Origin of the sequence: Sphingomonas sp. IC081, assembly GCF_006874585.1 — a bacterium.
GTDB lineage: Bacteria > Pseudomonadota > Alphaproteobacteria > Sphingomonadales > Sphingomonadaceae > Novosphingobium.
Genome location: NZ_CP029762.1, coordinates 749397 through 775364 on the forward strand (window position 1 = coordinate 749397; position 25968 = coordinate 775364).

Sequence of the window (25968 nt, forward strand, 5' to 3'; positions counted from 1 at the left end):
TCAGCCGAAATCCACTGCAGTCCAGTCGCTGGAGAAAGCGCGCATCTCCGGGGTGAGCGGGATGTCCCATTCCCATTTACCGGGGACCAGTTCGTAACGAAGCTCCTGCGATCCGCCTGCCTCGCTGGTGTAGTAGCCGGTGAGGATCAGCCCCTTCAGTGCGTTCCACGGCGAAGGCGGCGCGCCCTGCGCAAAAGCCGCATCGTCGAGTGCGGTCAGCAGGCGGGTGCGCTCGGCGGCGCTATGGCGCAGGAAATCGCCGCCTGCCGCACGGTCGAGCACATGTTCCAGCCAGGGCAGATAGCGCAGCGATCCGTCCCGGCGCCGGAAGGGAGCGGTGGCGGCGGTTACCATCTCGGCAGCCATCGGCGTGCGCGTTCCGCCAAGCCCATGGGCAAGCGCCAGCACCACGAAATCGCCGACGCCGACCTCCATCGCTCCCGGCGTATCGGTGCGCGGGATCACGAGGTCGGACACTTCCGCGATCAGGCGGCGCTGGCGATCACTCGGCAGGTCTTCGGCATCGAGATCGGTGAGCTTCACGCCCGCCGCGGGGATGCCCAGCGCCAGCGCCAGCAACGCCGCGCCGGCCGTGAACTCACGGCGGTTCCAGCCCTTGTGGGCTCCGCTCATCGGCCGCCTCCCATCAGTTTTGCGTTGCGCGCGAGATCGTTGCGGCTGGGCCGAGCAGTCATTTCGAGGAGGCGCATTGCGTGCTGACCATCGCCCATGCCGGCACCCCCTTCGATCTCGGGGCCCGGTTTGGCGGCGATTCGGGGCATCAGGCCGATGGTTATCCCTGATCCGCCGGCCACCATACCCGTTCTCAGGCGCGGACTTGTCATGCTTCCTCTCACATTTTTTATAATTATCGTTCTAATTTTAGATGAGGCGATCGGTCAAGGCCTTCGATTGCATTGACCGCGATCAAATTCGCCGATAACAAACAGGAATACAAATTCTAATTAAGTGCCGGGCAGCGGCACGGGCGGAGAGGCATGAACCCGGTTTCCCGATTCTTCAGAAAGCTCACCATGAAGCCGCAGGGCATGACGATCGTCATCGCGGCTTTCCTCCCGATCTTCGCGATCGTCTCGATGTTCCCGATCGTGGCGTCGATGATCGCGCACTTCAAAACGGACCCCGATGCAGCGGCAAAAGTGCCTCTGATGGTCACTGCGCCGGGCCTTACCATCGCGATCCTCGCACCATTCGCGGGCTGGTTCGTGGACACCTTCGGCCGCCGGAGGCTGCTGCTGATCTGCACGTTTTTCTACGGGCTGTTCGGCACCCTGCCGTTCTTCCTCGACGACCTGAACCACATCTTCGCCAGCCGTCTGGCGCTGGGCGTGTGCGAGGCGGGCATCCTCACCATCGTAAACACCCTGATCGGCGACTACTGGGATAACGAAAGCCGCCGCAACTGGCTGTTTCTGCAAGGCGTGATCGGGCCGTTCCTGGCCTCGGGCGTGATCCTGATGTCCGGCCTTGTCGCCTCGGTCCGCTGGAACGGCGGCTTCCTCGTCTACCTCGTCGCTTTCCCGATCTATCTGGCGATGCTGGTGTTCCTCTACGAACCCCAGGGCCGTGCCGCGCATGACGAAGCGCCAACCGCACCGGCGGGCGAAAAGGCCCGCTTCCCGCTCGGCGCCGCGCTGGGCGTCGGCGCGCTGACGCTGTTTTCGGCGGCACAGTATTATGTCTTCATCGTCAACGGCAGCATCGCCTTCGGCGAAGTGGGCGTGACCGATCCTGCCGCCGTCGCCAAGATGAGCTTCCTGCCGAGCTTGTTCGTCATCCTCGGCGCGCTGCTGTTCCGCATCCTGTCGGGCCGTTCCAACGGCGTGCAACTGGGTGCTTTCCTCGCCATCCTCGGGACCGGCCTTGCCGTCATCGGCCTGGCTCGCAACCCGGGCGAGATGATTGTCGGCCTTGCCATCCAGCAGACCGGCGCCGGCATGGCCGTGCCCTCGCTGATCGCCTGGGCCCAGACCAAGTTCCCCTTCGAGCATCGCGGCCGGGGCATGGGCATCTGGACCGGCTCATTCTTCTTCGGCCAGTTCATATCGCCCGCACTCGTCCATCAGGCCAGCGGCGCGACCGGCTCCATGCAAGGCGCTTTCGTGACGGCGGGCACCGTGTCGCTGGTGGTGGCACTGGCCGCACTCGGCGTGGGCTTCACGGGCGGCAAGACGCCGCACGGAGCCCCGAACGCGGCCTGATCCAGAGCCTCAACAGCAGCGCCCGCCGTTTCTTCCACCATAGCGGGCCTGCTGCCGATCACGAAAAAAGGCCTTCCGGTCCATGACCGGGCGGTCGGGGTGGCGGGCCTGCATGTGCCTGACGTAATCCTCGTAATCGGGCATTCCGACCATCAGGTGCAGCGCCTTGCGCAGCGTGGCGAGAGGATCGCTCATGCCGCCGCCACCGTTTCATCGATCACCTCACAGGCAGTCGGCACGGCGCTGCGACGCGCCGCAAGGACGCTGCGCAGGCTGAACACCAGCAAGGCAAGGACCACCGCCAGAAACACCGCGACAAGTGCGGCATCGATACGGTCATTGAGGATCACCTGCCGCATTTCCGACAATGACTTTGCCGGCGCCAGAACCTGCCCCCTGTCCGCCGCCGCCTCGAACCTGGCGGCATGAGCCAGGAAGCCCACCTTGGGATCGGCTGCAAACAGCTTTAGCCAGCCCGCCGTGCCCGTGCACAGCAGCAGCCATGCCGCCGGGAGAGCCGTCACCCAGACATAACGATCACGCTTCATGCGGAACAGCACCACCGTCCCCAGCATCAGGGCGATTGCCGCCAGCATCTGGTTGGCGATACCGAAGACCGGCCAGAGCGTGTTCACCCCGCCCAGCGGATCGGACACGCCCTGATGGAGGAAAAACCCCCAGGCCGCCACACAAAGCCCTGTCGCCACAAGCCCGGGCACCACCCCTTCGTTCTTGCCGAAACGCGGCGCGGCGATGGCGATCAGGTCCTGTAGCATGAACCGTCCCGCGCGGGTGCCCGCATCAACGGCGGTAAGGATGAACAACGCCTCGAACAGGATCGCGAAGTGGTACCAGAACGCCTTCATCGCCGGCCCGCCGACAACATGCGAGAAGATCTCCGCCATGGCGACCGCCAGGGTTGGCGCCCCGCCCGCGCGTGAAATGATCGTGTGCTCCCCCAGATCGCGCGCGGTCTGCACCAGCGTGTCGGCGGACAGCGGATACCCCATCGCGGTCACCGCCTGCGCCACCTGATGCGGCTCGGTGCCGATCACCGCGGCCGGGCTGTTCATCGCGAAATAGATGCCGGGATCGAGGATCGAAGCGCCGATCAGCGCCATGATCGCCACGAACGCCTCCATCAGCATCGCACCATAGCCGATCATCGGCGCATCGGCCTCGGTGGCGATCAGCTTGGGCGTCGTGCCGCTGGCGATCAGCGCGTGGAACCCGGATACCGCGCCGCAGGCGATGGTGATGAACAGGAACGGGAACAGCGATCCCGCCCAGACCGGGCCGCCGTCCGCCGCGAATGCGGTCACTGAAGGCATGCGCAGCGCAGGTGCCATGATGACGATACCCACCGCCAGCGCCGCGATCGCGCCGATCTTGAGAAAAGTCGAGAGGTAGTCGCGCGGAGCGAGCAGCAGCCAGACCGGCAGCACCGAGGCGACCGCGCCATAGCCGATCAGGATCCAGCACAGCTGGATCGGTGTCAGCGTGAACAGCGGCCCCCAGAACGGCGACTGCGCCACCCACTGCCCACAGACCAGCGCCGCGATCAGGCCGATCAGTCCCAGCACCGAGACTTCGCCGATCCGCCCGGGCCTGATCCACCGGGTGTAACCGCCCATCGCCAGCGCCAGGGGCACGGTTGCCGCCACGGTGAACAGCCCCCATGGGCTGGCCGCCAGCGCCTTGACGACAATCAGAGCCAGTACCGCCAGGATGATGATCATGATGAGGAACGCCCCGAAGAGCGCTATCACGCCTGCCGCCTGGCCCATTTCCATGCGCACCAGCTCCCCCAGCGAGCGCCCGTCGCGACGCATCGAGATGAACAGCACCATGAAGTCCTGCACGGCACCGGCCAGCACCACGCCCACGATGATCCACAGCGTGCCCGGCAGATAGCCCATCTGTGCGGCCAGCACCGGCCCCACCAGCGGTCCGGCCCCGGCGATAGCGGCAAAGTGGTGCCCGAACAGCACCCGCTTGTCGGTCGCCACATAATCCAGCCCGTCGGCACGGTAGACAGCCGGGGTCGCTCGTCCGGGATCGAGGCGCATGACCTTCCGGGCGATGAAGCGCGCATAGAAGCGATAGGCCACAAGGAAAGAACAGACCGCCGCGACCAGAATCCACAGCGCGCTGATCGTCTCTCCGCGCGACAGGGCCACGACCGCCAGCGATCCGGTCGCCACCAGGGCCATGACGATCCAGCCAATTCGATGCACGGTCATATCCTCTTCCCATATCGGCTCGAAATGCCGTTTGCGCAGGAATGGGCTGAGCCTGCAACCCCCTGTCGGCCGCTTGCCACTGACGGGACTTGGCCATACCTCTCGTCCGGTGACGAAATTCGAAGAGATCGGCGCCCCGCTTGCCCGGCGCATCGCCCTTGCCGCGCAGGGCTTTGGCGCCCGGCCTGCGCGCGCGCCGAAACCGGCCGACCTGCGCCGCGTGCTGGGCAAGGTTCACCTTCACCAGATCGACAGCGTCAACGTGCTGGTCCGTGCGCATTACCTGCCTGCCTTCTCGCGCCTCGGCGCTTATGATCGCGCCGATCTCGAAACGCTGGCCTGGGGCCCCAGGCGCCAACGCGCACTGTTCGAATACTGGGCGCACGAAGCCTCGCTGCTGCCGTTCGAATTGCAGCCACTGCTGCGCTGGCGCATGAACCAGGCGGATCGCGGTGAAGCCAGCTGGGGACGGATGCGGCTCTACGCCAGCGAACGACGCGCCGAGGCCATGGCCTTGCTTGACCGCATCCGGATCGACGGCCCGCTCGCCGCATCGGATTTCGAAAGCCACAAGGGCAAGTCCGGCTGGTGGGAATGGAGCGACACCAAGCGCGCGCTGGAATGGCTGTTCTGGGCGGGTCACATTACCACCGCCGCACGGCGCGGCAGCTTCGAGCGCCTCTATGACCTGACCGAGCGGGTGATCCCTGCCACCGTCATGGCGCTCCCCACGCCCGCCGATGCCGACGCCCACCGCGCGCTCATCGCCCATGCCGCCGCCGCCCACGGTATCGCCACCGACAAGGAACTGCGCGACTACTTCCGCCAGTCGCCCGAACAAGCCCGGCCCGCGATCCATGCGCTGGCCGAGGAAGGCGTGCTGATTCCGGTTTCCGTGGCGGGCGGAAAGCATGGCTGGCTGCACCGCGATGCCCGCCGCCCGCGCCGCATCGACGGCCGTGCTCTCCTGGCCCCCTTCGATCCGCTGGTCTGGGAGCGCGACCGCGCCGAGCGCCTGTTCGGCTTTCGCTACCGCATCGAGATCTACGTGCCTGCGGAAAAGCGCCTTCACGGCTACTACGTGCTGCCGTTCCTGCTGGGCGACCGTTTGGTCGCACGGGTCGACCTCAAGGCCGACCGCAAGGCTGCAATGCTGATCGTGCAATCGGCGCATTTCGAACCCGACGCGCCAGAAGATGCAAGAGAGCAACTGTCCGCCGAACTCGAAACCATGGCTGCGTGGTTGGGGCTGGAACTCGCACCGCTGAAGCCATGAGCCTGCCGATGCGTCAGCCCGCCTTCCAATCGAGCTGGCCTTCCTGATATCTCAGAGAACGCGGAAAACAGGAATTTTATGGAACGTGACGCGATACTGCCGGATCGGAAACGGCGCGCATCCGCGCGAGTTCGGCGGGGATCGGCCAGCCCCATTCCTCGTAAAGCCGTGCGAGCAGGGTCAGCAATTGGCGCAGTTCCGGCGCGGTGTCATCTTGCCTGAAACGCATCAACAGCGGCGCTGAAATCGGTTCGGCGATGTCGATGAAGGCCACGTCACCCCGGCCGTGATGCCGCACCGATTGCGGCACGATGCATGCACCGACGCCCGCCGCCACCATGACCAGCCCGGTCTGCAGTTCCCGCACTTCCTGGATCTGATCAGGCATCAACCCGTGCGAAACGAACGCCGAGAGTACCAGGTCGGCAAAACTCGGACGCGGCTCGCTGGGATAGAAGATCAATGGCTCCCGGCAAAGCCTTGCCAGTTCCACAGGCTCCCCCAGCAATGCCAGCGGATGGTCCTTCGCGACTGCGACCACAAGCGGTTCATTGCGAGCCAGCACATGACGGATACCCGGATCCTCGACAACGATCCGGTCGAAACCGATATCGATGCGGCGATCCTTCAGCGCCGCCATCTGCTCCTCGGTGCCCATTTCGGTCACGCCGATCTCGACTTGCGGCACGATCTCGCGGAACTGCCGGATTACCTCGGGCAGTCGCGCATAGAGCGTCGAGGGCACCAGCCCGAACACAAAGCGCGGTGATTTCCGCGCCGCCAGGTTCTGCATGGAGACCTGCAGCTGCTGCATGCCGCGCATGACCATGCTGGCCCGCTCATAGAGCAGCTTGCCCGCCTCGGTCAGCTTCAGCGGGCGAGTGCCGCGCTCGAACAGGGTCAATCCAAGCGAGACCTCAAGTTCCTGGATACGCTGGCTGAGCGGCGGCTGCGTCATGTGCAGTTGCTCCGCCGCGCGCGTGAAGCTGCGTTCGTTGGCGACCGCGAGAAAATAGCGCAGCTGGCGAATGTCGATGTTCTGCATTTCACGTCGCTCCAGAGCCGCTCGTTGCGGGCCAAGCGCTCACCATCCATATCGCAGCGATATAATGTCAGTTCAACACAGTCCTTCCATCGACTCGGTGAAAGGTCCAGGGCAGCGCGGTCGGCGAGACCGACAAATCCTGGACAGGTTGCCGCCGAACAGGCGGACTTCCCCCTAAACTGCGCTGATGTTCATGCCCCAAGACTGCAACGGTGGATATAAGACAACAAGAGTTGCCTGTCTTGAACCCCGCATCGGCGTGCGCCTACCCCCGGCGGCAACCTTATCCAGCCATATCGTTCCGATGACGGCCTGACACCATGGCCGTCGGCACCGCGCGTCTGCAAAGCATCACCACGCCAGCCTTGCCGCGTTCCCGGGAAACAAGTCCCGTTCTGGCGGAAACGCTGACCGGGATGGCGGATGCCCTGTTTTCCCTGAAGACTTACGCGGCGGCGATCCTGGCCTACTACATCGCGCTGCGGATCGGCCTGCACCGGCCTTACTGGTCGGTCATCACCTGCTACATCGTGGCCCAGCCGCTGGCCGGCGCCATGTTGTCGAAAGCGGTCTTCCGCATGATCGGCACCGTCTTCGGCGCGCTTGTCGCCATCATCCTCGTCCCCCAGTTCGTGAACTCGCCGGAGTTGCTGACCTGGGTGCTGGGCCTTTGGCTGGCATTGTGCACATATGTGGCGATGCTGGACCGCACCCCGCGATCCTACGTGTTCCTGCTCGCCGGATACACCGCCAGCATCATCGGCTTCGCCGCCGTGAGCCACCCGAGCACGATCTTCGACATCGCCAGCCTGCGCGTGCAGGAAATCATCATCGGCATCTGGTCCAGTGCCGTGGTCAACGCACTGATATTCCCGCGCACCGTCTCGGCAAAGCTGGCCGAACGCGCCAGCCAGATCCTGACCGACGCCGAACGCTGGTCGCGCGATGCGCTGTCCGCGCAGGACAATGCAGAGGACGCGGCGACGCTCGACCGCGATCGCCGCAGGCTCGCTCTTGATCTCCACGAATTGCACCAGTTGGCGGTCCAGCTGCCTTTCGATCTCTCCCGCTTCACCGTGCGGGTCGCGGTTCTGCGCGTATTGCAGGACCGACTCTCGATGCTTCTCCCGCTGGCGAGCGGCATCGAGGATCGCATCGGCCAGCTTCACGCCGCTGAAGCCATGCCACCGGATATCGCAGCCCTCATCGCCGACATCACCCTGTGGCTGAACGACCTTTCCTCGGCCGCCGAGACCATACCCCAAGCCGACGCGCTTATCGCCCGCGCCCATGCACTGGAACCGCGGGACGAAAGCGAATGGGACTGGGAGACCGGGCTGTGTCTAAGCCTGCTCGACCGCTTGCAGGATCTGATCCGTATCCACCGCGATGCGCGTGAATTGCATGCGATCATCCTTTCCCCGACCACCGCGCCATCACCGAACATTGCCGCCGCCATCCGCAATGCCCGCGCCATGCCGCTGCACCGTGACCATGGCCTGGCGCTGCGATCGGCGCTGGCGACGATGGCAACCCTGGGCATCGGCACAGCCATGTGGATCGCCACGGCCTGGCCGGATGGCAGCACCGCCGTGGTGATCGCGTGCATCATCTGCGCCCTGTTCAGCCACCTCGACAACCCTGGACCGACCGCCAGCCGCCTGCTGTACGGTACCCTTGCCGCCATGCCGATCGGCGCATTCTACGCCTTTGTCCTGATGCCCCGGCTCAGTGACTTTCCGGCAATGGTCGGCGTTCTGGCGCCGGTCATGCTGATCGTCGGCAGCCTTCAGGCCCGCCCGTCGACCGCGATCTTTGCCATCGGCATCATGCTGACATTGCCGGGCCTCGTAGGCCTCAACGAGGAATACGACGCCAATTTCCAGACCTTCACCAACTTCGCCATCGCGCAAATCGTAGGGGTTGGCATTGCCGTCTTTGTACTCAATTTCGCCAGTTCGGTCGGAACACGCTCCAGTGCGATCCGGCTCGTGCGTTCGGGCTGGCGCGAGCTCGCGGGCATGGCGGGGGGCAGGGACAGCCTCGACCTCAATGCCTGGATCGGCCGTATGATCGACCGCGTGGCGATGTTGACGCCGCGCCTCAAATACCTCGCAATCGACCCTACCCAACCCCTGCTCGACATCCTCGCCGACACCCGCATTGGCATGGCCATCCACGACCTTCGCACGTTCCAGGAACGTGCATCGCCGTGGAGCGCCCGGCAAGTCGCGGTCGTGCTCAAGCACGTCGAGCAGCACTTCACGCAGCTACGCGACGACCGGCCGATCGACCCGGATCCTGCCTTGGTTCGGGCGATCGACCTGGTTCTGGCGAAAGTGGCGGCGCTGGAAGATCTCGAGCAGCGCCGCCTTGGCGTGCTGGCGCTTACCAGCCTCAGGCGCAATCTGGCATCCTACGCGCCGCCTCCACCGGCCATGCGCCGCCAGCGGGAGGATGGCTCAGCCGTGCTCCCGGGATAGATCCAGGGCAGCTGCGTCAAGCGCCATGCCCGCCTCTTCGCTGTGGCGCGCCACCCGCAGGCCGAGGGGGCCGGCAAGGTATTCCCACCCCTCAACGCCCCAGCGTTGCAGTGCGCGGGGTTCCAGCGGTACCGATACACGGCGGCTTTCCCCGGCGGCCAGGGCTACCTTGGTGAAACCCACCAGCGCGCATTCGGGAGAATCGCGGTAGACCTGCACGACGTCGCTGCCGTCGCGGTCCGAGACGTTCGCGACGGTAAGCGTTACCACGTTGTCCTCGATCCGGGCATCGGACCAGGCAAAGCAGGCGTAACCAGCGCCGGAACCGAACGGATGCCGCGCCGCCTTTCCTTTGGCGACAAGTCCGCGATAGCCCAGCAGAGTACCTTCCGAATAGGCCAGCGTCCCATCGGCGGCAGGTTTCAGCCGGAAGGCGGGGTAATCGTCCTCGCTGGCCGCGAACGTTACCGGCAGGCGTCCGCCAGGCTCACGAGCGCCCGACAGCACATCGGCGAGCGCCCGGGCGAAGCCTTCTCCCGGATACCAGACCGAGAGCAGCGCGGCCGTCCGGTGCTCCCAGGAGCAGTCGAAGGCATGGCCGACGTTGACGATCACCGCGGTACGGGGATTGGCCGCCGTCACTGCGTCGATCAGGCGCAGTTGCTCGGCCGGCAGCAAAGTGTCCGCACGGTCCTTGCTTTCGACGCTGGAGTCGGATGTTTCACCCACGATCAGGAATACCGCATCGGCCGATCGTGCGGCGTCGACAGCAGCCTGCAACATCTCTTCCGCACTGCCGGGACCGCGCAGCCCGTACCAGAGCCCCTGCACGCGCCCGCCGATCCACGAGAACTCGACCGTCACCGTGACCGTCTGCCCCTCGGCCAGGTCCAGGGCCAGGACATCGGAATCACCGCGCTTGAGCACGCCCATGACGTCACCTGCCGGGATTTCGCCACCCGCGCGCATCACTTCCTCGCCATCGACAAGAATACGCGCGGCGCCCGTGGAGCCAAGGTGCAGATTGTGCATTCCGCTGCGGGTTGCCTTGTAGCGCCCGCTTGCCCGCACCGAACCGGGCGTCGCGAAATCGGCCTGATCGTGCACGCCGACAAACCAGACCAGCGAATTCGTATCGCGTGTCTCGCGCGACACCACTTCACCCGCACAGTCTGGCGCGCCAAAGTATTCGAGTGTCATTCCGCGCGTGGAACCATCGCCGATATCCAGCGCCGGCACAACGCGCATGCTGGGCAGGCGCGGCTGCGGATCGACGCCAGGCTCGAACAGGATCTCCGAACAGCCGCCATACGTCTCGCGCAGCACCTCGACCGGCGTCGGCGCATCAGGCGAGATCGAGATCTTGGCGAAAGTCCCGCCCTGAAAACACGGCGCCCAGGCATTGGGGCCGATCACGGCCAGACGCTTCACCGCCCCCGGAGCGAGCGGCAGCATATCCCCTTCGTTGCGCAGGAGCGTAAAGCCGGCAGCCGCCGCCTCCACAAGCAGAGCCTGCGCCGCATCCGGCGACACCGGCTGGGACTTGTTGCCGGTGATCCGGCGCGCCACCGATGCGACGCGGGCTGCCGCGTCTTCCACGCGCGCGGCGTCAACCGCGCCCATCGCCACCGCCGCCTCCAGCTTTTCCCCCATGAAGCGCGCAGGGCCGGGCATTTCCAGATCGAGCCCGGCATTGATCGTGCCTTCGCTGGAATGGGTGCCGAACCAGTCGCTCATGATGAGACCGTCGAAGCCCCAGTCCTGCTTGACCACTTTCGTCAGCACATGGGCCTGTTCCGAACACCACGCCCCGTTGACACGGTTATAGGCCGCCATCAGCCCCGCACAGCCCTCGCTTGCGGCATATTCAAAGGGCAGCAGGTACACCTCGCGCAAGGTCCGCTCGTCGACACGAACGTCCACCTCGTCGCGCGCAGTCTCGCTGTCGTTGCAGACCATGTGCTTGGCGATCGATCCGGTGCCGGTCGATTGCAGGCCCTTGACCCATTCCGCGCCGAGCACCCCGGTCAACACCGGATCTTCCGAAAAGTACTCGAAGGCCCGCCCTGCCAGCGGGCTGCGAGCGAGATTGAGGTTGGGCGCCAGCACGGCATCCACGCCGCGCGAAACGGCCTCGCTGCCAACCAGCGCGCCAATACGGCGGGACAGATCGCGATCCCAGGTCGCTCCAAGCAGCGTCGAGCAGGGGCTAAGCAGGGCAATATCGCGTTCGTCCACCTTGCCGCTGGCGATCCCAAGCGGGCCGTCGGACATCGTGAAGGAGGGAATGCCCGCCTCAGGCACCGCACACGAGGACCACATCGCCTCGCCTGCCGTAAGCGCGCAGGCCTGCGAAAGAGAAAACGCGCTCATGCCAGGGCCTCCACCCGGAAACCCATGATCTGCTCAGCCTGGGCGCGCACTGCACGCGCAACCGCTTCGTCGATCAACGAACCGTCGGGCGCAAACGGCCTCTGCTCGGCCGAATTGACCCCGACACCTACCGGCGTCGGCCAACCGCGCATGGCATGGACAACGTCGCGCAGTGCCGAAAGCGTGGTTCCACAGGCCTGCCATCCGGCCGCCGTGACAACCAGCCCCACAGGTCGTCCATCAAAATATACACGGGCATCGCCGCGCAAGTCTTCCAGCAGGTCGATGGCGTTCTTGACGAGCCCCGAATAGCCGCCGTGATAGCCGGGGCTGCCGATGACGATACCGTCCGCCATCCGAACCGCTTCGACAAGCGCCAGTTCTTCCGCCGTACGCTCCGGCTGCTCCGGATTGAAATGCGGCAGCGCCGCGAGCGCGGGACCGTCGAACATCACGGTTTCGGCGCCCATTGCGGCGCATTCTGCCAGTACGGCGCGCACGATCCGTTCGCTGGATGAGGCCTGACGGAAGGTTCCGCCCAGCCCGACGATCCGCCGGGGCGCGGCGGTCGAATTCTCGGTCATCGCTTTCTCCTCAAGCGGCGCGGTCTTCTTGCGGGCCGCGCCATCCTATCCTTGTTCAGGCCGGGACCGCGGCCTTGAACGCCGGCATCACCTTTTCCGCCATCAGCCGCAGCGTCTGATCGCCGTAGGCCAGCCGCTGCTCGGTCAGCGGCCCGGTGGTGGTGCCGCACAGCACGTTACCGATACCGAGTTCAGCATAAGGCGTGAGGTGCTCCAGCACCGTCTCCGGCGAACCATACAGGCACCAGGTACCGATCCAGTCGTCGGTCAGGGCATTGGGCGTCCTGTCGGTCTTCCTGTTGGCATCGTCGCTTTCGGCGCGCGCGTTGAATTCGGCTTCACGCTCGATGGCATCCTGATAGCTGCGCAGGATCACTTCCAGTTCCTCACGCGCCTGATCGTCGCTTTCAGCCACGTGGACGACCTGATAGGTGTGCGTCGTCCAGTCGAGCGCGGATTTCACCACGTCCTCGCTGTGCCCGGCTTCCAGCAGGAAACCCTTGTAGATGTCAAACCACTTCTTGACGTGGGTGAACGGCTCGGTCCCGCCGATCGTTGGCGGAGTGAAGGCGGGAATGAACGCCGGCCAGCCGTTTTCGGCCGCGCGGCGCGAACTGGCTTCCTTCATCGCTACCGGCATCAGCCGCGCATGGCCCGGCGTGAACGGCGACGGCGTGATCCGCTGGAGAACACGCCCCTTGTAGGGGCCGTTGTCGATGACGACGGCAGGATCTTCCATCTGCTTGGCCCAGAGCTGTTCGACCAGCGCCAGGTTGTTGTCAGAGATGCGGCCGGCATCCTTGTAGTCGACCGCGAAACCGATCATTTCTTCCGGCGTCGTGCCTGAACCGACGCCGACCAGCAGCTTCCCGTCGGTCAATTGGTCGAGAATATTAATTCGCTCGGCAAGCCGCACCGGGTGGTGGAGCGGCACCGAAACGACCGAAAAACCGAAATGCATCTTGGGCATCTGCGCGGCAAGGTAGCCGGCAAAGATGAAGCTGTCGCTCGCCACCGGCATGTACCCGTTGAAGTGGTGATCCGGCAGGAAAATGGCGTCGTAATCGAGATCCGCGGCCAACTTCGCATGGGCCTCCAGATCCTTCATCAGCTTCCGGTCCTGATCCGGACCGAGCGAACGCGCATTCAGAAATACGGAAAAACGCATCTTCTCCCCTCCCTTGGGGCATCGCCGCCGCCGCGATGGCGTACGGTCTCATGTGAAACAAGATCGAATTAGAATTGACGTTCGCATTTCGATAGGCTGTTTGTTGCTGTCATGTCAACACGCCCAAAACCCAAGACCGCCAAAAAAGAACTGGCGGTCGACACCGTCAGCCGCACACCGCAGCAAGGACGCAGCAAGGCCTCGCTCGAACGCATGGTTTCCGCTGCGGAAAAGCTGATGCTTGAGCGTGGCAGCGAGGAATTCACCCTCCAGGAGGTAAGCCAGACCGGCAATGTCTCGATCGGCTCGATCTACCTGCGGTTCGAAAGCAAGGAGAACCTTGTCCGCGCGGTCATCGGCAACCACTTGCAGCGCATGGAAGAGCGTGAAAACGCGATGATGGAGCGCGTGCGCGAGCAATCATCTTCACTGGCGACGGTCGTGCCTGCATTCGTTGAAAACTATGCCGAACTGCTGCGTGAAGAGGCCCCGCTGCTGCGCCAGAGCATGGCCCGCGCCGCCTTCGACCCCCTGGTTGCCGGACCTGGCAGGGAGAGCGCCAATCGTGCCGCTGCGCTGGGCATCAACGCGATGCTGGAATATCGTGACCAGTTCGGAGGCTCCGATCAGGAGCGCAAGGCCAACGCCGCATACCAGATCATCTTCGCCACCCTTGCCCGGCAGTTGAGCCTCGGTTCAACCGGCGAATCGGTTCATCCTCAGGACTGGAAGGAACTCAAGATAGAGCTCGGCCGAATGTGCCTGGCCTACCTCACCACAAATCTTTGAGGCAGCACCCGAACGACCATCGGGGAATGTGCGAACCATGAATTTCGCAGCGCCGGCTACGAACGAAGCCCTTGGAGCAGTTGATCCGATGTAATCGAACCGACTGCTCCAAGGGCCTTGGTTTTCCGCATTTTCCGATTCATCAGACAATGCGGATCTGTCGCAAGCTAGGTCGTAAACTCATAAACAGCACCATCGAGGTTTGAGGCAAAATGGCTCAGCGGCAGGAGGGAAGGCGCTGGAATATGTCGATATTTCAAGACTTCCCGACGCCGCGCTGGGCCATTTTGGTCAAACCCCGGAGGGGCGCCCAAATGGCTTCCATCTGGAACCGAATCTGCCTTGGACGGGCAACGAGCCCGCCCGGCGGCAACTTCGGCCCGAGCTGTTCGCCATTTGGGCGCCTCGATGGTGCCGTTTATGAGTTTACGACCTAGAACAACCCGTCGTCGAAGTCGTCATCGTCCCCGTCGACAGTGGCCGTCAGTTCCTCCGTTTCGCTACCAGGAAGGTAGCGGCGATGGACTTCGCGTTCGCGGGCCATCGTGTAGCGCGCGCCGATCGTGCCCAGCAGCGCCTCCAACATGACCTGGCCCTCCTCAGGGATGTCCTCGCTCTTGCTGCCGAGAATCGCCATCCGGTCCGCGATCTCAATGAGCGCCGTTCCCACCTCGGCCTCGCAGTCGACCTTACCGGTCGTCTCCGCGATGATCTCCGTTACCGCGTGGGCGCCCTGATCGAGCGCGGTGAGGCCTGACTGCATGCGTTCACCGCCGTCACGGATGCAGCCGAGCGATTCCGACAGCGCGACCCCGGCGTCAGCTGGGGCCTCGTGCTCGGCACCGCGCATGACCACTGCCGCCAGTTCCAGCGCCTCGAACGATTGGGCGATACCGCTGGCGATCGACCCCAGGGTGGCGGCGAACCCACGGATTTCCTGCGCCACGACGGCAAGACCGCGACCGTCCACACCCAGCCTGTAGCACCTGAGATCGGTGTTCCACGCCATCTGCTGCACGTCGCGGGTAATCCGGTGCACGGTAGCCAGACGCTGGGCGAGATGCTCCGCGGTAGTCGAGGCTACATGACTGAGCCGGGTCGAGCGCGCGTCGGCTTCACTCAACCGTTCGGTGACGCTGGCGACTTCCTCCACGCTCTGTTCCAGCTTGCGCAGGAACACCCCATCGTCCGCTCCGCCCCCGGTCTCTTCGCCAGCCGCGCGCAAGTCGAGCAAGCTCGCCGCCTGCGGCCCGAGACCGCGCAGACTGCTGGCGAGCAGACGGGATTCGCCCTGGAACGCTTCCAGCGTATCGGCCGCCTGCGCCGCCAGAAGGGCCACTGCGTGGCCGCTCACCACTTCGGCGGTCGCGACGGGAAGCCCTGCGGGCTCGCCCAGGAACAGCTCGATGTCGTTGAGGCCGTCGGCCACGTGTTCAAGCCGCTGGCGGGTGATGTCACCGATCTGCAGGGCACCGAGCGCAGTGCCTACCTGGTTGCGAATCTGGCGAGCGACATCGGCGATCCTGAGCGCGCGCTCCGCAAGCGCCGACTGGTGCTGCTGAAGCCCGGCGGCATCGTCGGCCAGACGCTGCGGGATATGAGGAATGACCCGCGCACATTCAGCCCCGAGCTGCGCCTCGACCTCGTACATGCCGGGCACGGCTTCGGTAAGGCATCCGATCTCGCGCGAGATGCTGGCCATTTCCGCCTCGCCGAGATCGATCTTGTCGAACATCATGTCGGCAAAGCCCGAGAAGTCGCCGGAACCCGCCGCCGCCACCTTGATGTTGAGGCCGCAGATGCGCAGGAAGCTCAGCGTGCGGTTGACCTGCTCGATCTGCGCCGCCAGCGCCGCGCCGGCCTTTTCGATGGCGACAAGCGCACCGCGACGGTCGGACTGAATCTCCGGGAGACGCATCAACCGGTCGGCGGTGCTGCGCATATTGCCCACAGCCGCCTCGGCCTCATCGCGCTGGAAGGCGTTGGTGACGCTTTCCAGCGCGCCGATCAGGGTCTCGACGATTTCATAGGCCCGCGCCAGCGCGGTGCCGGCCTCCACGAAGCGTGCGTCCAGTCCACTGGCGATCGCGAACAGCCCGTCGCGCAGTTCGGCCAGCGACAGCGGGGCCTGGGCGGCATCCTCAGAGAGCGTGGCGAGATACAAGACATCCTCCGAACCGGACGACGCCGGGCTTTGCAAATGGATCGTGGTGAAGCGGCAAAAACGGCACTCGCGGCGCCGATGGGACGCAAAGGCGGCGAATCATCGCGCGGTCGCCGTCATGACTTCGCGGGCGATGGCGCCGAGCGGGATAACCCGGTCGGCAGCGCCGCGGGCGATGGCTTCCTTGGGCATGCCAAAAACGATCGATGTCGCCTCGTCCTGCGCAAAGGTGCGCGCCCCCGCCTGCTTCATTTCGAGCAGGCCGCGCGCGCCGTCGTCACCCATGCCGGTCATGATGACGCCCACCGCGTTGGACCCGGCCGAGCGCGCCGCCGAGCGGAACAGCACGTCGACCGAAGGCCGGTGCCGCGAAACCAGCGGCCCGTCGCGGACCGAAACATGATACCGCGCGCCCTGCCGTTCCAGCATCAGGTGCTTGCCGCCCGGCGCGATCAGCACGTGGCCGCGCAGCACCGGATCGCCGTCGGCAGCCTCCTTGACGCCGACTTCGCATAGCCCATCGAGGCGCCTCGCAAAGGCCCGCGTGAAATTCTCGGGCATATGCTGCACGACAACTACGCCCGGGGCATTGGCGGGTAGCGCCTCCAGAACCTCCCGCAGCGCCTCGGTACCGCCGGTGGACGCGCCGAGACAGACCACCATTTCGGTGGTTCGGCTCATCGCCCGCCCGCTCGGCGGTGGCAGCACGGCATCGGCTGTGAGCTTCTTCGCCGGCCCGTCCGGCTGCGCGTCGCGCCCGCCGTCACGTTGAGCGGGGCGGCCGCGCACGCGGGCCCGCGAGGCGCCTTTCACGACATCGCGGATCTGGAGATGATGCTCGGCGAGATGGTCGGCCACACCGATGCGCGGCTTGAGGATAACATCGACCGCGCCCGCCTCCATCGCCTGCAGCAGCGTTTCCGAGCCCTCTTCGGTGAGCGAGGAACACATCACCACCGGCACCGGGCACTGCGCCATCAGCTTGCGCAAGAACGTGATGCCGTCCATGCGCGGCATCTCGACGTCGAGGGTGATGACGTCGGGCACTTCCTCCTGGATCCGGCGCGCGGCGCTGAAAGGATCGGGCGCCGCGCCGATCACCTCGATCTCGGGGTCTTCCTGGAGGATCGCCGTCATCGTCTGGCGCACGCTGGCGGAATCGTCGATGACGAGCACGCGGATCTTCTGGCCCAGCGGCATGGGATCAGGCCTTCCGGAACACGGTATTGGCGACCTGGGTCAGCGGCAATCCGTGGCCGGTGATCGATTCCGAATGCCCCAGGAACAAGTATCCGCCCGGCTTCAGGCAATCGACGAGGCGCGAGACGACCTGGCGCTGGGTCGGTTTGTCGAAATAAATGAGGACATTGCGGCAGAACACCAGATGCATCGGCTCGCCCACCGGGTAATGGGGCTCCATGAGGTTGAGGCGCGCAAAACCGATCGCGCTGCGCAGCTGCGGCACCATGCGCACATCGCGCCGCACCGGATCGCGCGAGGTCATGATGTAGCGGCGGCGCAAGTGCTCGGGCACGGGCTCGACCAGTTCACGCGGATAGATTCCGCTGCGCGCGGTTTCCAGCACGTCGGTATCGAGATCGGTGGCGAGGATGCCGTAGGCCGGACCGCCATGGCTTTCGGCGTGGTCGTCGAGCACCATGGCCATGGTATAGGGCTCCGGCCCGGTCGAGCAGGCTGCGCTCCACGCACGGATGGTCCTGACCCCGCGCGCGGCGAGTTCGGGCAGGATCACCGCGCTCAGATATTCGAAATGGCCCGGTTCACGGAAGAAGTCGGTCTTGTTGGTGGTCACCGCGTTGATCAGTGCCGAGCCTTCTTCGGCCAGATTGTCCTGCGCGAACAGGTAGTCGCAATAAGCGTCGAGCGTCGCGGCACCAGCCGCGCGCTGGCGCCGCCGCAGCCGCCCTTCCAGCATCGTCTGCTTGCTTTCGGGCATCTTGATGCCCGAATATTCGTAGATATAGGCCGCCAGCCGCGCGAAGTTGCGCGAACTCAACCGGTCGCCCGCGACGGGTGAACCGGATGCACCGCTGCGGGCAGCAGGCGGCGAGGAAGCGAGGGGCGCGGCGGCAGGCATGGCTCAGGCCGCCGCGGCAGCGCAGGAGGACAGCTGCGCCACCTCCTGCGAGGAAAAGATCCGCGCCATCTCGACCAGCACGGTGAAGCCTTCGTCGCGCTTCACCACGCCGCCGATGTAGTCCGACGACCAGCGCACACCGACATCGGGGGCCCCGCCGATCTGGTCGGCGCGGAAGCTGGTGACCTCGATCACCCGGTCGACCACCAGCCCGAGCACCAGCACGCGGTCCTCAAGCGGAATGTCGATCACCAGGATACGGGTGGCCGGCGTCGGCGCGACCGGCGACAGGCCGAGGCGCAGCCGCAAGTCGATGGTGGTCACCCCTTCGCCGCGCATGTCGGTGAGCCCGAGCAGGTAATCCGGGCCGCCCGGGATGCGGAAGGTCTCGCGGTAGTCGAGTATCTCGCGCACCAGCGTGACCGGCACCGCGAAGACTTCCGCCCCCAGGCCGAACGTCACGGCCTGGATTTCCTGCGTGTCGTTCATGCGTTGTGCATCCCGAAAGCGTCGTCGCGGTCATCGGCCCCGCCCATCGCGAGATCGAGTGCAAAACCGTTGGAGCGGGCATGGCCATTGACCGGAGCCGGACGCTTGGCGCCCGTGCTTACGGAAGCCTTGATCGCGCCCTTGACCGCCGGCTTGCGAGCCGGGGCACCGCCGCGCGCCGCGACAGCCGGGCGGCCGGAAGCCTTGATCGCGACATCATCGACCCGGAAGTAGGCCATGCTGGCTTGCAGTTCCTCGGCCTGCGCGGCCAGTTCCTCGGAGGTCGACGAGATCTGTTCGGAAGCGCTGGCGTTCTGCTGGGTCACCTGGTCAAGCTGTTGGATCGCCTGGTTGATCTGACCGGCACCGATGTCCTGCTCACGGCAGGCGGCACTGATTTCCGAGATCAGTTCGGCAGTCCGGCGGATGTCGGGCACCAGTTTGGAAAGCATCTCGCCCGCCTCGGTCGCCGCATCGACGGTATTGGCCGAAACCGCGCTGATTTCCGCAGCGGCACCCTGGCTGCGCTCGGCGAGCTTGCGCACTTCCGAGGCGACCACCGCGAAACCGCGGCCATGTTCGCCCGCGCGCGCAGCCTCGACGGCGGCGTTGAGGGCCAAGAGGTCGGTCTGGCGGGCGATTTCCTGGACGATGCCGATCTTCTCGGCGATCGTGCGCATCGCGCCAACCGCGCGGTCGACCGCGATGCCGCTGGCTTCGGCGTCCTGCGCCGACTGGCGCGCGATCTTCTCGGTCTGCGCGGCGTTCTCGGCGTTCTGCTTGATGTTGGCCGACATCTCTTCCATCGAGGCCGAGGCCTGCTCGGCGGCCGCGGCCTGTTCGGTGGCGCCCTGCGAGACCTGTTCGGACGTCGAGGACAGTTCCTGGCTGCCGCTGGCGACATTGTTGGCGGCCACGCTGGCATCGCCGACGACGCCGCGCAGGCGGTCAATCATGCGCACCAGTGCATGGCCCAGCGTGTCTTCATCGGACAGCGGCTTGTGGCTGACGGTGAGGTCGCCGTCGGCGATCTTGTCGGCCAGACCGGCGCTCACGCGCAAGTTGGCGGTCATGCGATTGACGGTATCGACCAGATCCTTGATCTCGTCGTTCGAGGTTACTTCGACGTCCTTGTCGAGATCACCGATGGCCACCGCGTCGATCACCGTGGCGACACGGGCAAGGCCGCGCGAAACGATCAGCGAGATCCAGACACCACCTGCCAGCGCGCCGAGAATGGCGATCGCGGCCACGGTCAGCAGCGTCGCGCGGGCGGAGGCATAAAGCGCGTTGGTGTCCTGATCGACCTGCTTCATGTCGGCGCGGGCACGCTCGACCAGGAGGTCAGCCTGCTTGTTCACCTTGTCGAGCACGACCCGTGCCGGGCCGAGGGCAAGCCTTGCTGCTTCCTCGTTGCTATTCGCCCGCGCAAGATCGCGAATGCGCGTATCGACCGGCTTGAAACTGTCGAGCGCGGAGCGCATCTCACGCCAGGCCTGCACGGACGCAGGAGGGGCATCCGCCTCGCCTTCTTCGTTAAGGCGGTCGAGTTCGGTCAGGGCACGCACGACCTTTTCGTCGAATTCCTTAACCTGGACCGGATCGTTGGTCATCGTCATGCTGCGTTCGTTGCGCGCTGCCGTGCCGAATGCCACCTGAACCTGCTGCGCGCGCTCGAGCCGGGCCGCGGGGCCCGCGATCAGGTCGGTGATCGCGGTATTGAGCGTGCTGAGACGCGAGACACTGACGCCGACGAGCACCGCCAGCAGGATGAGGATGATGCCGAAGGTGACGGCAAGCTTCATTTTTATCGTTGCGCGCATGCGAGTTGGAACCTTGGAAACCCTGCTTCGAGGGTAATTGCCGAAAAATCAGTGCAGATCAGGCCGCGTGGCTGCTGAAGGCCTCGTCCTCGCTGTCCGGACCACCGGTCGAGAGATCGAGGGCAAAACCTCGGGCGCGGGCCTGCTGGTCGGAAACCGACAGCGCACGGGCGGGGCGGGAGGACGCCGGCTTGCGAACGATGCCCCCGGTCGGGCGGACCGGCTGGAACCCGGCCCTGGGCTGGCCCTGCGGACGGGTAGTGGTACGCCCTCCCTGCCCGGAAACCTGGAAATAGGCGATCGAGGCCTGCAGCTCTTCCGCCTGGGCGGCAAGCTCTTCCGAGGTCGTCGAGATCTGCTCGGAGGCCCCGGCGTTCTGCTGGGTCACCTGGTCGAGCTGCTGGATCGCCTCGTTGATCTGCGCGGCACCGATGTCCTGTTCGCGGCAGGCGGAACTGATCTCGGACACCAACTCGGCGGTGCGGCGGATGTCCGGGACCAGCTTGGTGAGCATCTCGCCCGCCTCGGCGGCGGCCTCGACCGTCTCGCCCGACACCGAGCTGATTTCTGCGGCGGCCTGCTGGCTGCGCTCGGCCAGCTTGCGCACTTCCGAGGCGACCACCGCGAAACCACGGCCATGTTCACCGGCGCGCGCGGCCTCGACGGCGGCGTTGAGTGCCAGGAGGTCGGTCTGGCGGGCGATTTCCTGGACGATGCCGATCTTCTCGGCAATCGTGCGCATGGCGCCGACCGCGCGGTTGACGGCAACCCCGCTGGCTTCTGCATCCCTGGACGACTGGCGCGCGATCTTCTCGGTCTGCGCCGCGTTGTCGGCGTTCTGCTTGATGTTGGCGGCCATCTCTTCCATCGAGGCCGAGGCCTGTTCGGCAGCAGCGGCCTGTTCCGTGGCCCCTTGCGAGACCTGTTCGGAATTGGCCGACAGCTCCTGACTACCGTTCGAGACGTTCTCAGCCGCCACCGTGGCATCGCCGACAACGCCGCGCAGCCGCTCGATCATCATGTTCACATGGCCCAGCAGATCGCCGATCTCATCGTTCGAGCGGACCTCGACCGTGCGCGTCAGATCCCCTTCGGAAACCTGGCGCATGGCATCGCCGGCAGCGTTCAGCCCGCGCGAGATCAACAACGCCAGATAGCCGGCTGCCATCGCCGTCAGCGCAAAGGCCGCCACGCCGATCGCGATCATCAGCGAGCGCGCCGCGCCGTATGTGACTTCGGTATCGTCATCCGCCCGGGCCATGGCCTGCTGTTCGGCCTGGATCAGCGCTTCCACCGTCTTGCTCGCCACCTTGGCGCGCTCGCGCGATTCGCCCAGGGTAAGGGCGACGGCGGCGGCCTTGTCGGACTTACTGAGTTCGGCAACCTGGGCATTGACCGGCTTGAAGGCGTCCCACTGTTCGCGCAGCTGCGCCCAGGCAGCCTTGCTTTCGGGCGAGGCGTTGTTTCCGCCATCCAGGACTTCTTGCTCAACCTTCTCGCGCCAGGTGACGATCTGCCCTTCGAGGTCGCGGCGCGCCGCAGCGTCGTCGACCAAGGTCAAGTTCTTCTCGGCGCGGATCATCATGCTGATGCCGCCATCGACGGCCCGCGCCCGGTCGAGCTGCTTGGCTGGTCCGGCGACAAGCTCGCCGATGGCATCGTTGAGCGTGGTCAGGCGGGAAATCCCGACAACGATGGTGGCGGTCATGAGGATCAGGAGGAGCACGAAGGTCCCCCCGAGCTTCAGCTTGATGGTTGCGCGCATGGAACCCCCGGCTTCAGTGAAGAGTGGATGACGGGCTGACGGCGGCCTCGGCGGCGACGGTCAGGGAACGGAAAATCGCGGCGAGATCCGGCAGCACGACCACGCCGTCGCCGCGGCGCACCAGTTCGCGCACGAAATCGCGGCGCCAGCGCATGCCGACGGCGGGCGGCTCCTCGCTGGCATCGCGGCTGAGGGTCGCTACTTCGTGTACCTTGTCGGTGCGGATGCCGATCTGGAAGGTCTCTCCCTCGGTCTCGGTCTCGATCACCACGATGCGGCTGTCGAGCGTGGCCTCGGCCGCAGGCATCGCGAACGCGAGCCGCAAGTCGGCGATCGGGATGATCTTGCCGCGGAAGTTGACCACGCTGCCCAGCAAGGGCGCGGCACCCGGGACCCGGGTTTCCGGCAGGAGGTCAAGGATTTCGCGAACCAGCGTGGCCTCCAGCGCGAAGGTCTCCTCGCCGAGGTTGAAGGTCAGCACTTCGAGATGGCCGTCGGCATCCCAATGCTTGGCGGACTGGGCAGGATTTGCTTGAGGCATCGTTATCCGGCGGCGCGCAGCCGCTCCTCCTGGTGCTGGCCGAGGGTGACGAGCTGGACGACATCGAGGATCAGCGCGACGCCGCCGTCGCCGAGGATCGTCGCCCCGGCAAAGGTCGCGACGTCGCGGTGCAGCGGCGACATCGACTTGATGACCGTCTGGTGGCTGCCGATGATCTGGTCGACCACCAGCCCCACCCGCTCGGCGCCGGTGGCAATGACGACGATCTTCTGGTGCGGATCGGGCCGCGTGCCGGTATCGAAGATCTCGCGCAGGCGCAGGAACGGCACCAGCCGGTCGCGCAAGGTGATGAAGCTGCGCCCGCGTGAGCGCAGGTCTTCCTCGAGGCTGAGTTCGAGGCATTCCTCGACCGCACCGAGCGGGATCACGTAGCGCCCCTCGCCTACGCGCACGAGCAGACCGTCGATGATCGCCAGCGTCAGCGGGATCCGCAGCACGACGGTTGAGCCCTCGCCCGGCTTCGAGGTGACGTCGATGGTGCCGCGCAGGCTCTCGATCGTGCGCTTCACCACGTCCATGCCGACCCCGCGCCCGGAAAGGTTGGTCACCTGCGCGGCGGTGGAGAAACCGGGATGGAAGATCATCTGCAGCAGGTCGTGGTCGGAAATCGCCTGGTCGGGCTGGATCAGCCCTTGCGCCTCGGCCTTGGCGCGGACCCGCTCGCGGTCGATGCCGCGCCCGTCGTCGCGGATGGTGATGAGCACCTCGCCGCCTGCCTGATGCGCGGAGAGATGGACCTGGCCTGCAGCCGGCTTGCCCGCGGCAAGGCGGTCCTGCGGCGTTTCGAGACCGTGATCGCAGGCATTGCGGATGAGATGCACCATCGGATCGGCGAGCCGCTCGATCATCGTCTTGTCGACCTCGGTGGTCTCGCCCTCGGTCGACAGCGCGATGGTCTTGCCGGTCTCGCGCGCAAGGTCGTGAACGAGACGGCGGAAACGGCTGAACAGGCTGGCGACCGGCACCATGCGCAGCACCATCATGGTATCGCGCAGTTCGCCTGCAAGCCGCTCGATTTCCTCGGAAATCGAGCGCAGCGCCAGCTCGTTTCCGGAGGCCGAAGCCTGCCCGCTTGCGAGCTGCGACAGGCGGCTCTGGACAATCACCAACTCGCCCACCCGGTCCATCAGCTCGTCGAGGCGTTCGGCTGGCACGCGCACGCTTTCACCGGACTTTGGCGCAGCACTCGGCGTAGCAGCGGGGGACTTTCCAGGGGCTGCGGAATCGGTCGCGGCCAAGACAGGAGGGGCGATATCCTGAACGGCAGCCGAGCCATCGGCACCGGCGACGGGAGCCGCGCCCGGACCGTCGTCCGCCGCAGCTTCCAGCGGTGTCACGGAAAGCTCCATGTCGTCCATCACGAAGATAAACACATCGTCGATGTCCGCGCGCGAGATGTCCCCGCGCAGCTCGACGTCCCAGCCTATATGGCATTCGGTCGGCACCAGGTCGGCAAGCGGCGGCACCTTGTCGGTGCGCGCGACGATGCGGCATTCGCCAAGCTCGCGCAGCTCGTCGAGCAGCATCAGCGGATTGGTGCCGTTGGCCATGGCATCGGCGGGGAGGCGGAACGACAGGCGCCAGCCACTACCAGAACCCGCAGCCGCCATCGGCACAGCCGGAACCGCCCCGGTGGACTCCGCTACCAGCGGCGCATCCGACACGCCATCGATGGCGGCCTGAAGCTCAGCAAGGATGGCCGCGCCGGTAGCTTCAAGACCGCTGCCGTCGCCGTCGATCAGCGCACGCATGTGGTCGCGCGCGGAAAGGATAACCGCCACCAGTTCCTGCGTCGCCGGGGCCAGCCCCTTGCGCACGCGGTCGAACGCGGTCTCGCAGTGGTGGGTGAACTCGGCCAGCGCATCGAACCCGAACATCGCACCCGAGCCCTTGAGCGTGTGCAGCCCGCGGAACACTTCGTCGACAAGGTCCCGGTCGTCGAGCCGGTGGCCGAGATCGAGCAGGCCCTGCTCGATCTGGTCAAGCAGTTCGCCCGCCTCGATGCGGAAAGCTGCGACCGGGTCCTGCGAACTCACCGGCCCAGCACCTTGCGCGAAACCTTGATGAGCTGTTCGGGCACGAAGGGCTTGACCAGCCAGCCGGTGGCGCCCGCCGCCTTGGCCTGCTGCTTCATGGCATCGTCGCTTTCGGTGGTGAGGAAGATGATCGGCACGCCCGCCTGCTCCGGCGCCTTGCGCAGTTCGCGGATCATCGTCAGCCCATCCATGTTCGGCATGTTGAGGTCGGTGATGATGAGATCGAACTTCTTCGCGGCGGCCGCGCTCAGCCCCTCCACGCCGTCGCCCGCCTCGGTGACGTCATAGCCCGCGCCGGTCAGCGCGATGCGGATCGCCATGCGCAGACTGGGGGAATCGTCGACGGTAAGGATAGCGGCAGTCATTGCGGAAGGTCTCCGTGAAACCAGAAATCGATGTCCTGGGGGGTGGGCTCGGCAAGGAATCCCGCGCGCCGAAGCAAGGCGACGACCGGCTCGGTAACGGGTGCGACGAGGCGCAATTCCCGTCCGGCCCGGGCCCATTGCTCACGCGCGGCGTAGAGGATCTCGACAAAGGCAAGATCGGCCTCAACGACGGCGGATACGTCGAGAACGGCGTCTTCGCCATTTTCAAAGCCGGCAAGAATTGCCTGCACGAATTCATGCGCACTACGCACGGTTACGGAAGATGGTACAGTTATGGCCTGTTGCATCGCTTCCACTGGACATGAAAGATGAGTGCGAACGTGTCGGAACGCGGGGATGTGTGTTTTTTAGAAAGAAATTCCGACCTCACCGCACGGCGATGAACATTTTTTAGCATTGAGCCAACTTCGGGAAACGAAAGGCTGGCCCCGATCCGCGGCGGCACGCGTCTGGTTCCCGCAA

At 65.5% G+C, this 25968-nt stretch carries 21 protein-coding genes; 4 read left to right on the forward strand and 17 right to left on the reverse strand.

Features of this window, described 5'->3' with window-relative positions:
* Entirely contained in the window at positions 1-633 is a 633-nt protein-coding gene (locus DM450_RS21465) for a gluconate 2-dehydrogenase subunit 3 family protein (RefSeq protein WP_142638957.1), read from the reverse strand.
* A gap of 365 nt (positions 634-998) precedes the next feature.
* On the opposite strand from DM450_RS21465, the gene DM450_RS21470 reads away from it, so the two are divergent.
* Positions 999-2222, forward strand: coding sequence for an MFS transporter (locus tag DM450_RS21470; protein ID WP_242526479.1), 1224 nt, complete (start codon positions 999-1001; stop codon positions 2220-2222).
* Positions 2223-2231: 9 nt separating this feature from the next.
* On the opposite strand, the gene DM450_RS21475 is transcribed toward DM450_RS21470, so the two are convergent.
* Positions 2232-2417, reverse strand: coding sequence for a YbdD/YjiX family protein (locus DM450_RS21475; RefSeq protein WP_142638961.1), 186 nt, complete (start codon positions 2415-2417; stop codon positions 2232-2234).
* Positions 2414-4465 (reverse strand): carbon starvation CstA family protein, encoded by a 2052-nt coding sequence (locus DM450_RS21480; protein WP_142638963.1) that lies wholly within the window; start codon positions 4463-4465, stop codon positions 2414-2416. Before DM450_RS21480 ends, DM450_RS21475 begins: the two co-directional genes overlap by 4 nt.
* A 109-nt stretch (positions 4466-4574) precedes the next feature.
* Here DM450_RS21480 and DM450_RS21485 point away from each other — a divergent pair, with 109 nt between their 5' ends.
* Positions 4575-5741 (forward strand): winged helix-turn-helix domain-containing protein, encoded by a 1167-nt coding sequence (locus DM450_RS21485; protein WP_260610487.1) that lies wholly within the window; start codon positions 4575-4577, stop codon positions 5739-5741.
* A 76-nt stretch (positions 5742-5817) separates the two neighbouring features.
* Here DM450_RS21485 and DM450_RS21490 read toward each other — a convergent pair whose 3' ends face one another.
* Entirely contained in the window at positions 5818-6786 is a 969-nt protein-coding gene (locus tag DM450_RS21490) for a LysR family transcriptional regulator (RefSeq protein WP_142638967.1), read from the reverse strand.
* Positions 6787-7106: 320 nt separating this feature from the next.
* Here DM450_RS21490 and DM450_RS21495 point away from each other — a divergent pair, with 320 nt between their 5' ends.
* Positions 7107-9269 (forward strand): FUSC family protein, encoded by a 2163-nt coding sequence (locus tag DM450_RS21495; RefSeq protein ID WP_242526481.1) that lies wholly within the window; start codon positions 7107-7109, stop codon positions 9267-9269.
* On the opposite strand, the gene DM450_RS21500 is transcribed toward DM450_RS21495, so the two are convergent.
* Genes DM450_RS21500 through DM450_RS21510 form a run of 3 tightly spaced genes read right to left on the reverse strand, consistent with a single transcriptional unit; the run spans position 9249 to position 13394 of the window.
* Positions 9249-11642, reverse strand: coding sequence for a beta-glucosidase (locus tag DM450_RS21500; protein ID WP_142638969.1), 2394 nt, complete (start codon positions 11640-11642; stop codon positions 9249-9251). The genes DM450_RS21495 and DM450_RS21500 overlap by 21 nt on opposite strands.
* Positions 11639-12226: an NADPH-dependent FMN reductase gene (locus tag DM450_RS21505; RefSeq protein ID WP_142638971.1), complete on the reverse strand. Its 588-nt coding sequence runs from the start codon at positions 12224-12226 to the stop codon at positions 11639-11641. Before DM450_RS21505 ends, DM450_RS21500 begins: the two co-directional genes overlap by 4 nt.
* Before the next feature lie 55 nt (positions 12227-12281).
* Positions 12282-13394, reverse strand: a complete 1113-nt coding sequence (locus DM450_RS21510; RefSeq protein ID WP_142638973.1) for an LLM class flavin-dependent oxidoreductase — start codon at positions 13392-13394, stop codon at positions 12282-12284.
* 111 nt (positions 13395-13505) lie between these two features.
* On the opposite strand from DM450_RS21510, the gene DM450_RS21515 reads away from it, so the two are divergent.
* On the forward strand, positions 13506-14183 hold the full coding sequence (locus tag DM450_RS21515; RefSeq protein WP_142638975.1) for a TetR/AcrR family transcriptional regulator: 678 nt from the start codon (positions 13506-13508) through the stop codon (positions 14181-14183).
* A gap of 433 nt (positions 14184-14616) precedes the next feature.
* On the opposite strand, the gene DM450_RS21520 is transcribed toward DM450_RS21515, so the two are convergent.
* From DM450_RS21520 to DM450_RS21565, 10 genes are all read right to left on the reverse strand, one after another.
* Positions 14617-16347, reverse strand: a complete 1731-nt coding sequence (locus DM450_RS21520) for a hypothetical protein (RefSeq protein WP_242526482.1) — start codon at positions 16345-16347, stop codon at positions 14617-14619.
* Positions 16348-16446: 99 nt separating this feature from the next.
* On the reverse strand, positions 16447-17547 hold the full coding sequence (locus DM450_RS21525) for a chemotaxis response regulator protein-glutamate methylesterase (protein ID WP_142638977.1): 1101 nt from the start codon (positions 17545-17547) through the stop codon (positions 16447-16449).
* A gap of 4 nt (positions 17548-17551) precedes the next feature.
* Positions 17552-18364 carry a CheR family methyltransferase gene (locus tag DM450_RS21530; protein ID WP_142639496.1) on the reverse strand — a complete coding sequence of 271 codons (813 nt, stop codon included), beginning with the start codon at positions 18362-18364 and terminating at the stop codon, positions 17552-17554.
* An 84-nt stretch (positions 18365-18448) separates the two neighbouring features.
* On the reverse strand, positions 18449-18934 hold the full coding sequence (locus tag DM450_RS21535; protein ID WP_142638979.1) for a chemotaxis protein CheW: 486 nt from the start codon (positions 18932-18934) through the stop codon (positions 18449-18451).
* Entirely contained in the window at positions 18931-20739 is a 1809-nt protein-coding gene (locus DM450_RS21540; protein WP_242526483.1) for a methyl-accepting chemotaxis protein, read from the reverse strand. Before DM450_RS21540 ends, DM450_RS21535 begins: the two co-directional genes overlap by 4 nt.
* A 76-nt stretch (positions 20740-20815) precedes the next feature.
* Complete coding sequence (locus DM450_RS21545; RefSeq protein WP_142638983.1) at positions 20816-22522, reverse strand: methyl-accepting chemotaxis protein; 1707 nt, start codon at positions 22520-22522, stop codon at positions 20816-20818.
* A gap of 13 nt (positions 22523-22535) precedes the next feature.
* On the reverse strand, positions 22536-23063 hold the full coding sequence (locus DM450_RS21550; RefSeq protein WP_142638986.1) for a chemotaxis protein CheW: 528 nt from the start codon (positions 23061-23063) through the stop codon (positions 22536-22538).
* Between the two features lie 2 nt (positions 23064-23065).
* Complete coding sequence (locus DM450_RS21555; protein WP_142638988.1) at positions 23066-25120, reverse strand: chemotaxis protein CheA; 2055 nt, start codon at positions 25118-25120, stop codon at positions 23066-23068.
* A complete protein-coding gene (locus DM450_RS21560) occupies positions 25117-25485 on the reverse strand; it encodes a response regulator (protein WP_142638990.1) in 369 nt (122 codons plus the stop codon). The genes DM450_RS21555 and DM450_RS21560 overlap by 4 nt, the downstream gene beginning before the upstream one ends.
* Positions 25482-25793, reverse strand: coding sequence for an STAS domain-containing protein (locus DM450_RS21565; protein ID WP_142638992.1), 312 nt, complete (start codon positions 25791-25793; stop codon positions 25482-25484). Before DM450_RS21565 ends, DM450_RS21560 begins: the two co-directional genes overlap by 4 nt.
* Positions 25794-25968: the final 175 nt, after the last annotated feature.

Coding starts and splice junctions, on each gene's coding strand:
- DM450_RS21465 (WP_142638957.1), bottom strand. CDS start 633: ATGAGCGGAGCCCACAAGGGCTGGAACCGCCGTGAGTTCACGGCCGGC.
- DM450_RS21470 (WP_242526479.1), top strand. CDS start 999: ATGAACCCGGTTTCCCGATTCTTCAGAAAGCTCACCATGAAGCCGCAG.
- DM450_RS21475 (WP_142638961.1), bottom strand. CDS start 2,417: ATGAGCGATCCTCTCGCCACGCTGCGCAAGGCGCTGCACCTGATGGTC.
- DM450_RS21480 (WP_142638963.1), bottom strand. CDS start 4,465: ATGACCGTGCATCGAATTGGCTGGATCGTCATGGCCCTGGTGGCGACC.
- DM450_RS21490 (WP_142638967.1), bottom strand. CDS start 6,786: ATGCAGAACATCGACATTCGCCAGCTGCGCTATTTTCTCGCGGTCGCC.
- DM450_RS21495 (WP_242526481.1), top strand. CDS start 7,107: ATGGCCGTCGGCACCGCGCGTCTGCAAAGCATCACCACGCCAGCCTTG.
- DM450_RS21500 (WP_142638969.1), bottom strand. CDS start 11,642: ATGAGCGCGTTTTCTCTTTCGCAGGCCTGCGCGCTTACGGCAGGCGAG.
- DM450_RS21505 (WP_142638971.1), bottom strand. CDS start 12,226: ATGACCGAGAATTCGACCGCCGCGCCCCGGCGGATCGTCGGGCTGGGC.
- DM450_RS21510 (WP_142638973.1), bottom strand. CDS start 13,394: ATGCGTTTTTCCGTATTTCTGAATGCGCGTTCGCTCGGTCCGGATCAG.
- DM450_RS21515 (WP_142638975.1), top strand. CDS start 13,506: ATGTCAACACGCCCAAAACCCAAGACCGCCAAAAAAGAACTGGCGGTC.
- DM450_RS21525 (WP_142638977.1), bottom strand. CDS start 17,547: ATGCCGCTGGGCCAGAAGATCCGCGTGCTCGTCATCGACGATTCCGCC.
- DM450_RS21535 (WP_142638979.1), bottom strand. CDS start 18,934: ATGAACGACACGCAGGAAATCCAGGCCGTGACGTTCGGCCTGGGGGCG.
- DM450_RS21540 (WP_242526483.1), bottom strand. CDS start 20,739: ATGAAGCTTGCCGTCACCTTCGGCATCATCCTCATCCTGCTGGCGGTG.
- DM450_RS21545 (WP_142638983.1), bottom strand. CDS start 22,522: ATGCGCGCAACCATCAAGCTGAAGCTCGGGGGGACCTTCGTGCTCCTC.
- DM450_RS21550 (WP_142638986.1), bottom strand. CDS start 23,063: ATGCCTCAAGCAAATCCTGCCCAGTCCGCCAAGCATTGGGATGCCGAC.
- DM450_RS21560 (WP_142638990.1), bottom strand. CDS start 25,485: ATGACTGCCGCTATCCTTACCGTCGACGATTCCCCCAGTCTGCGCATG.
- DM450_RS21565 (WP_142638992.1), bottom strand. CDS start 25,793: ATGCAACAGGCCATAACTGTACCATCTTCCGTAACCGTGCGTAGTGCG.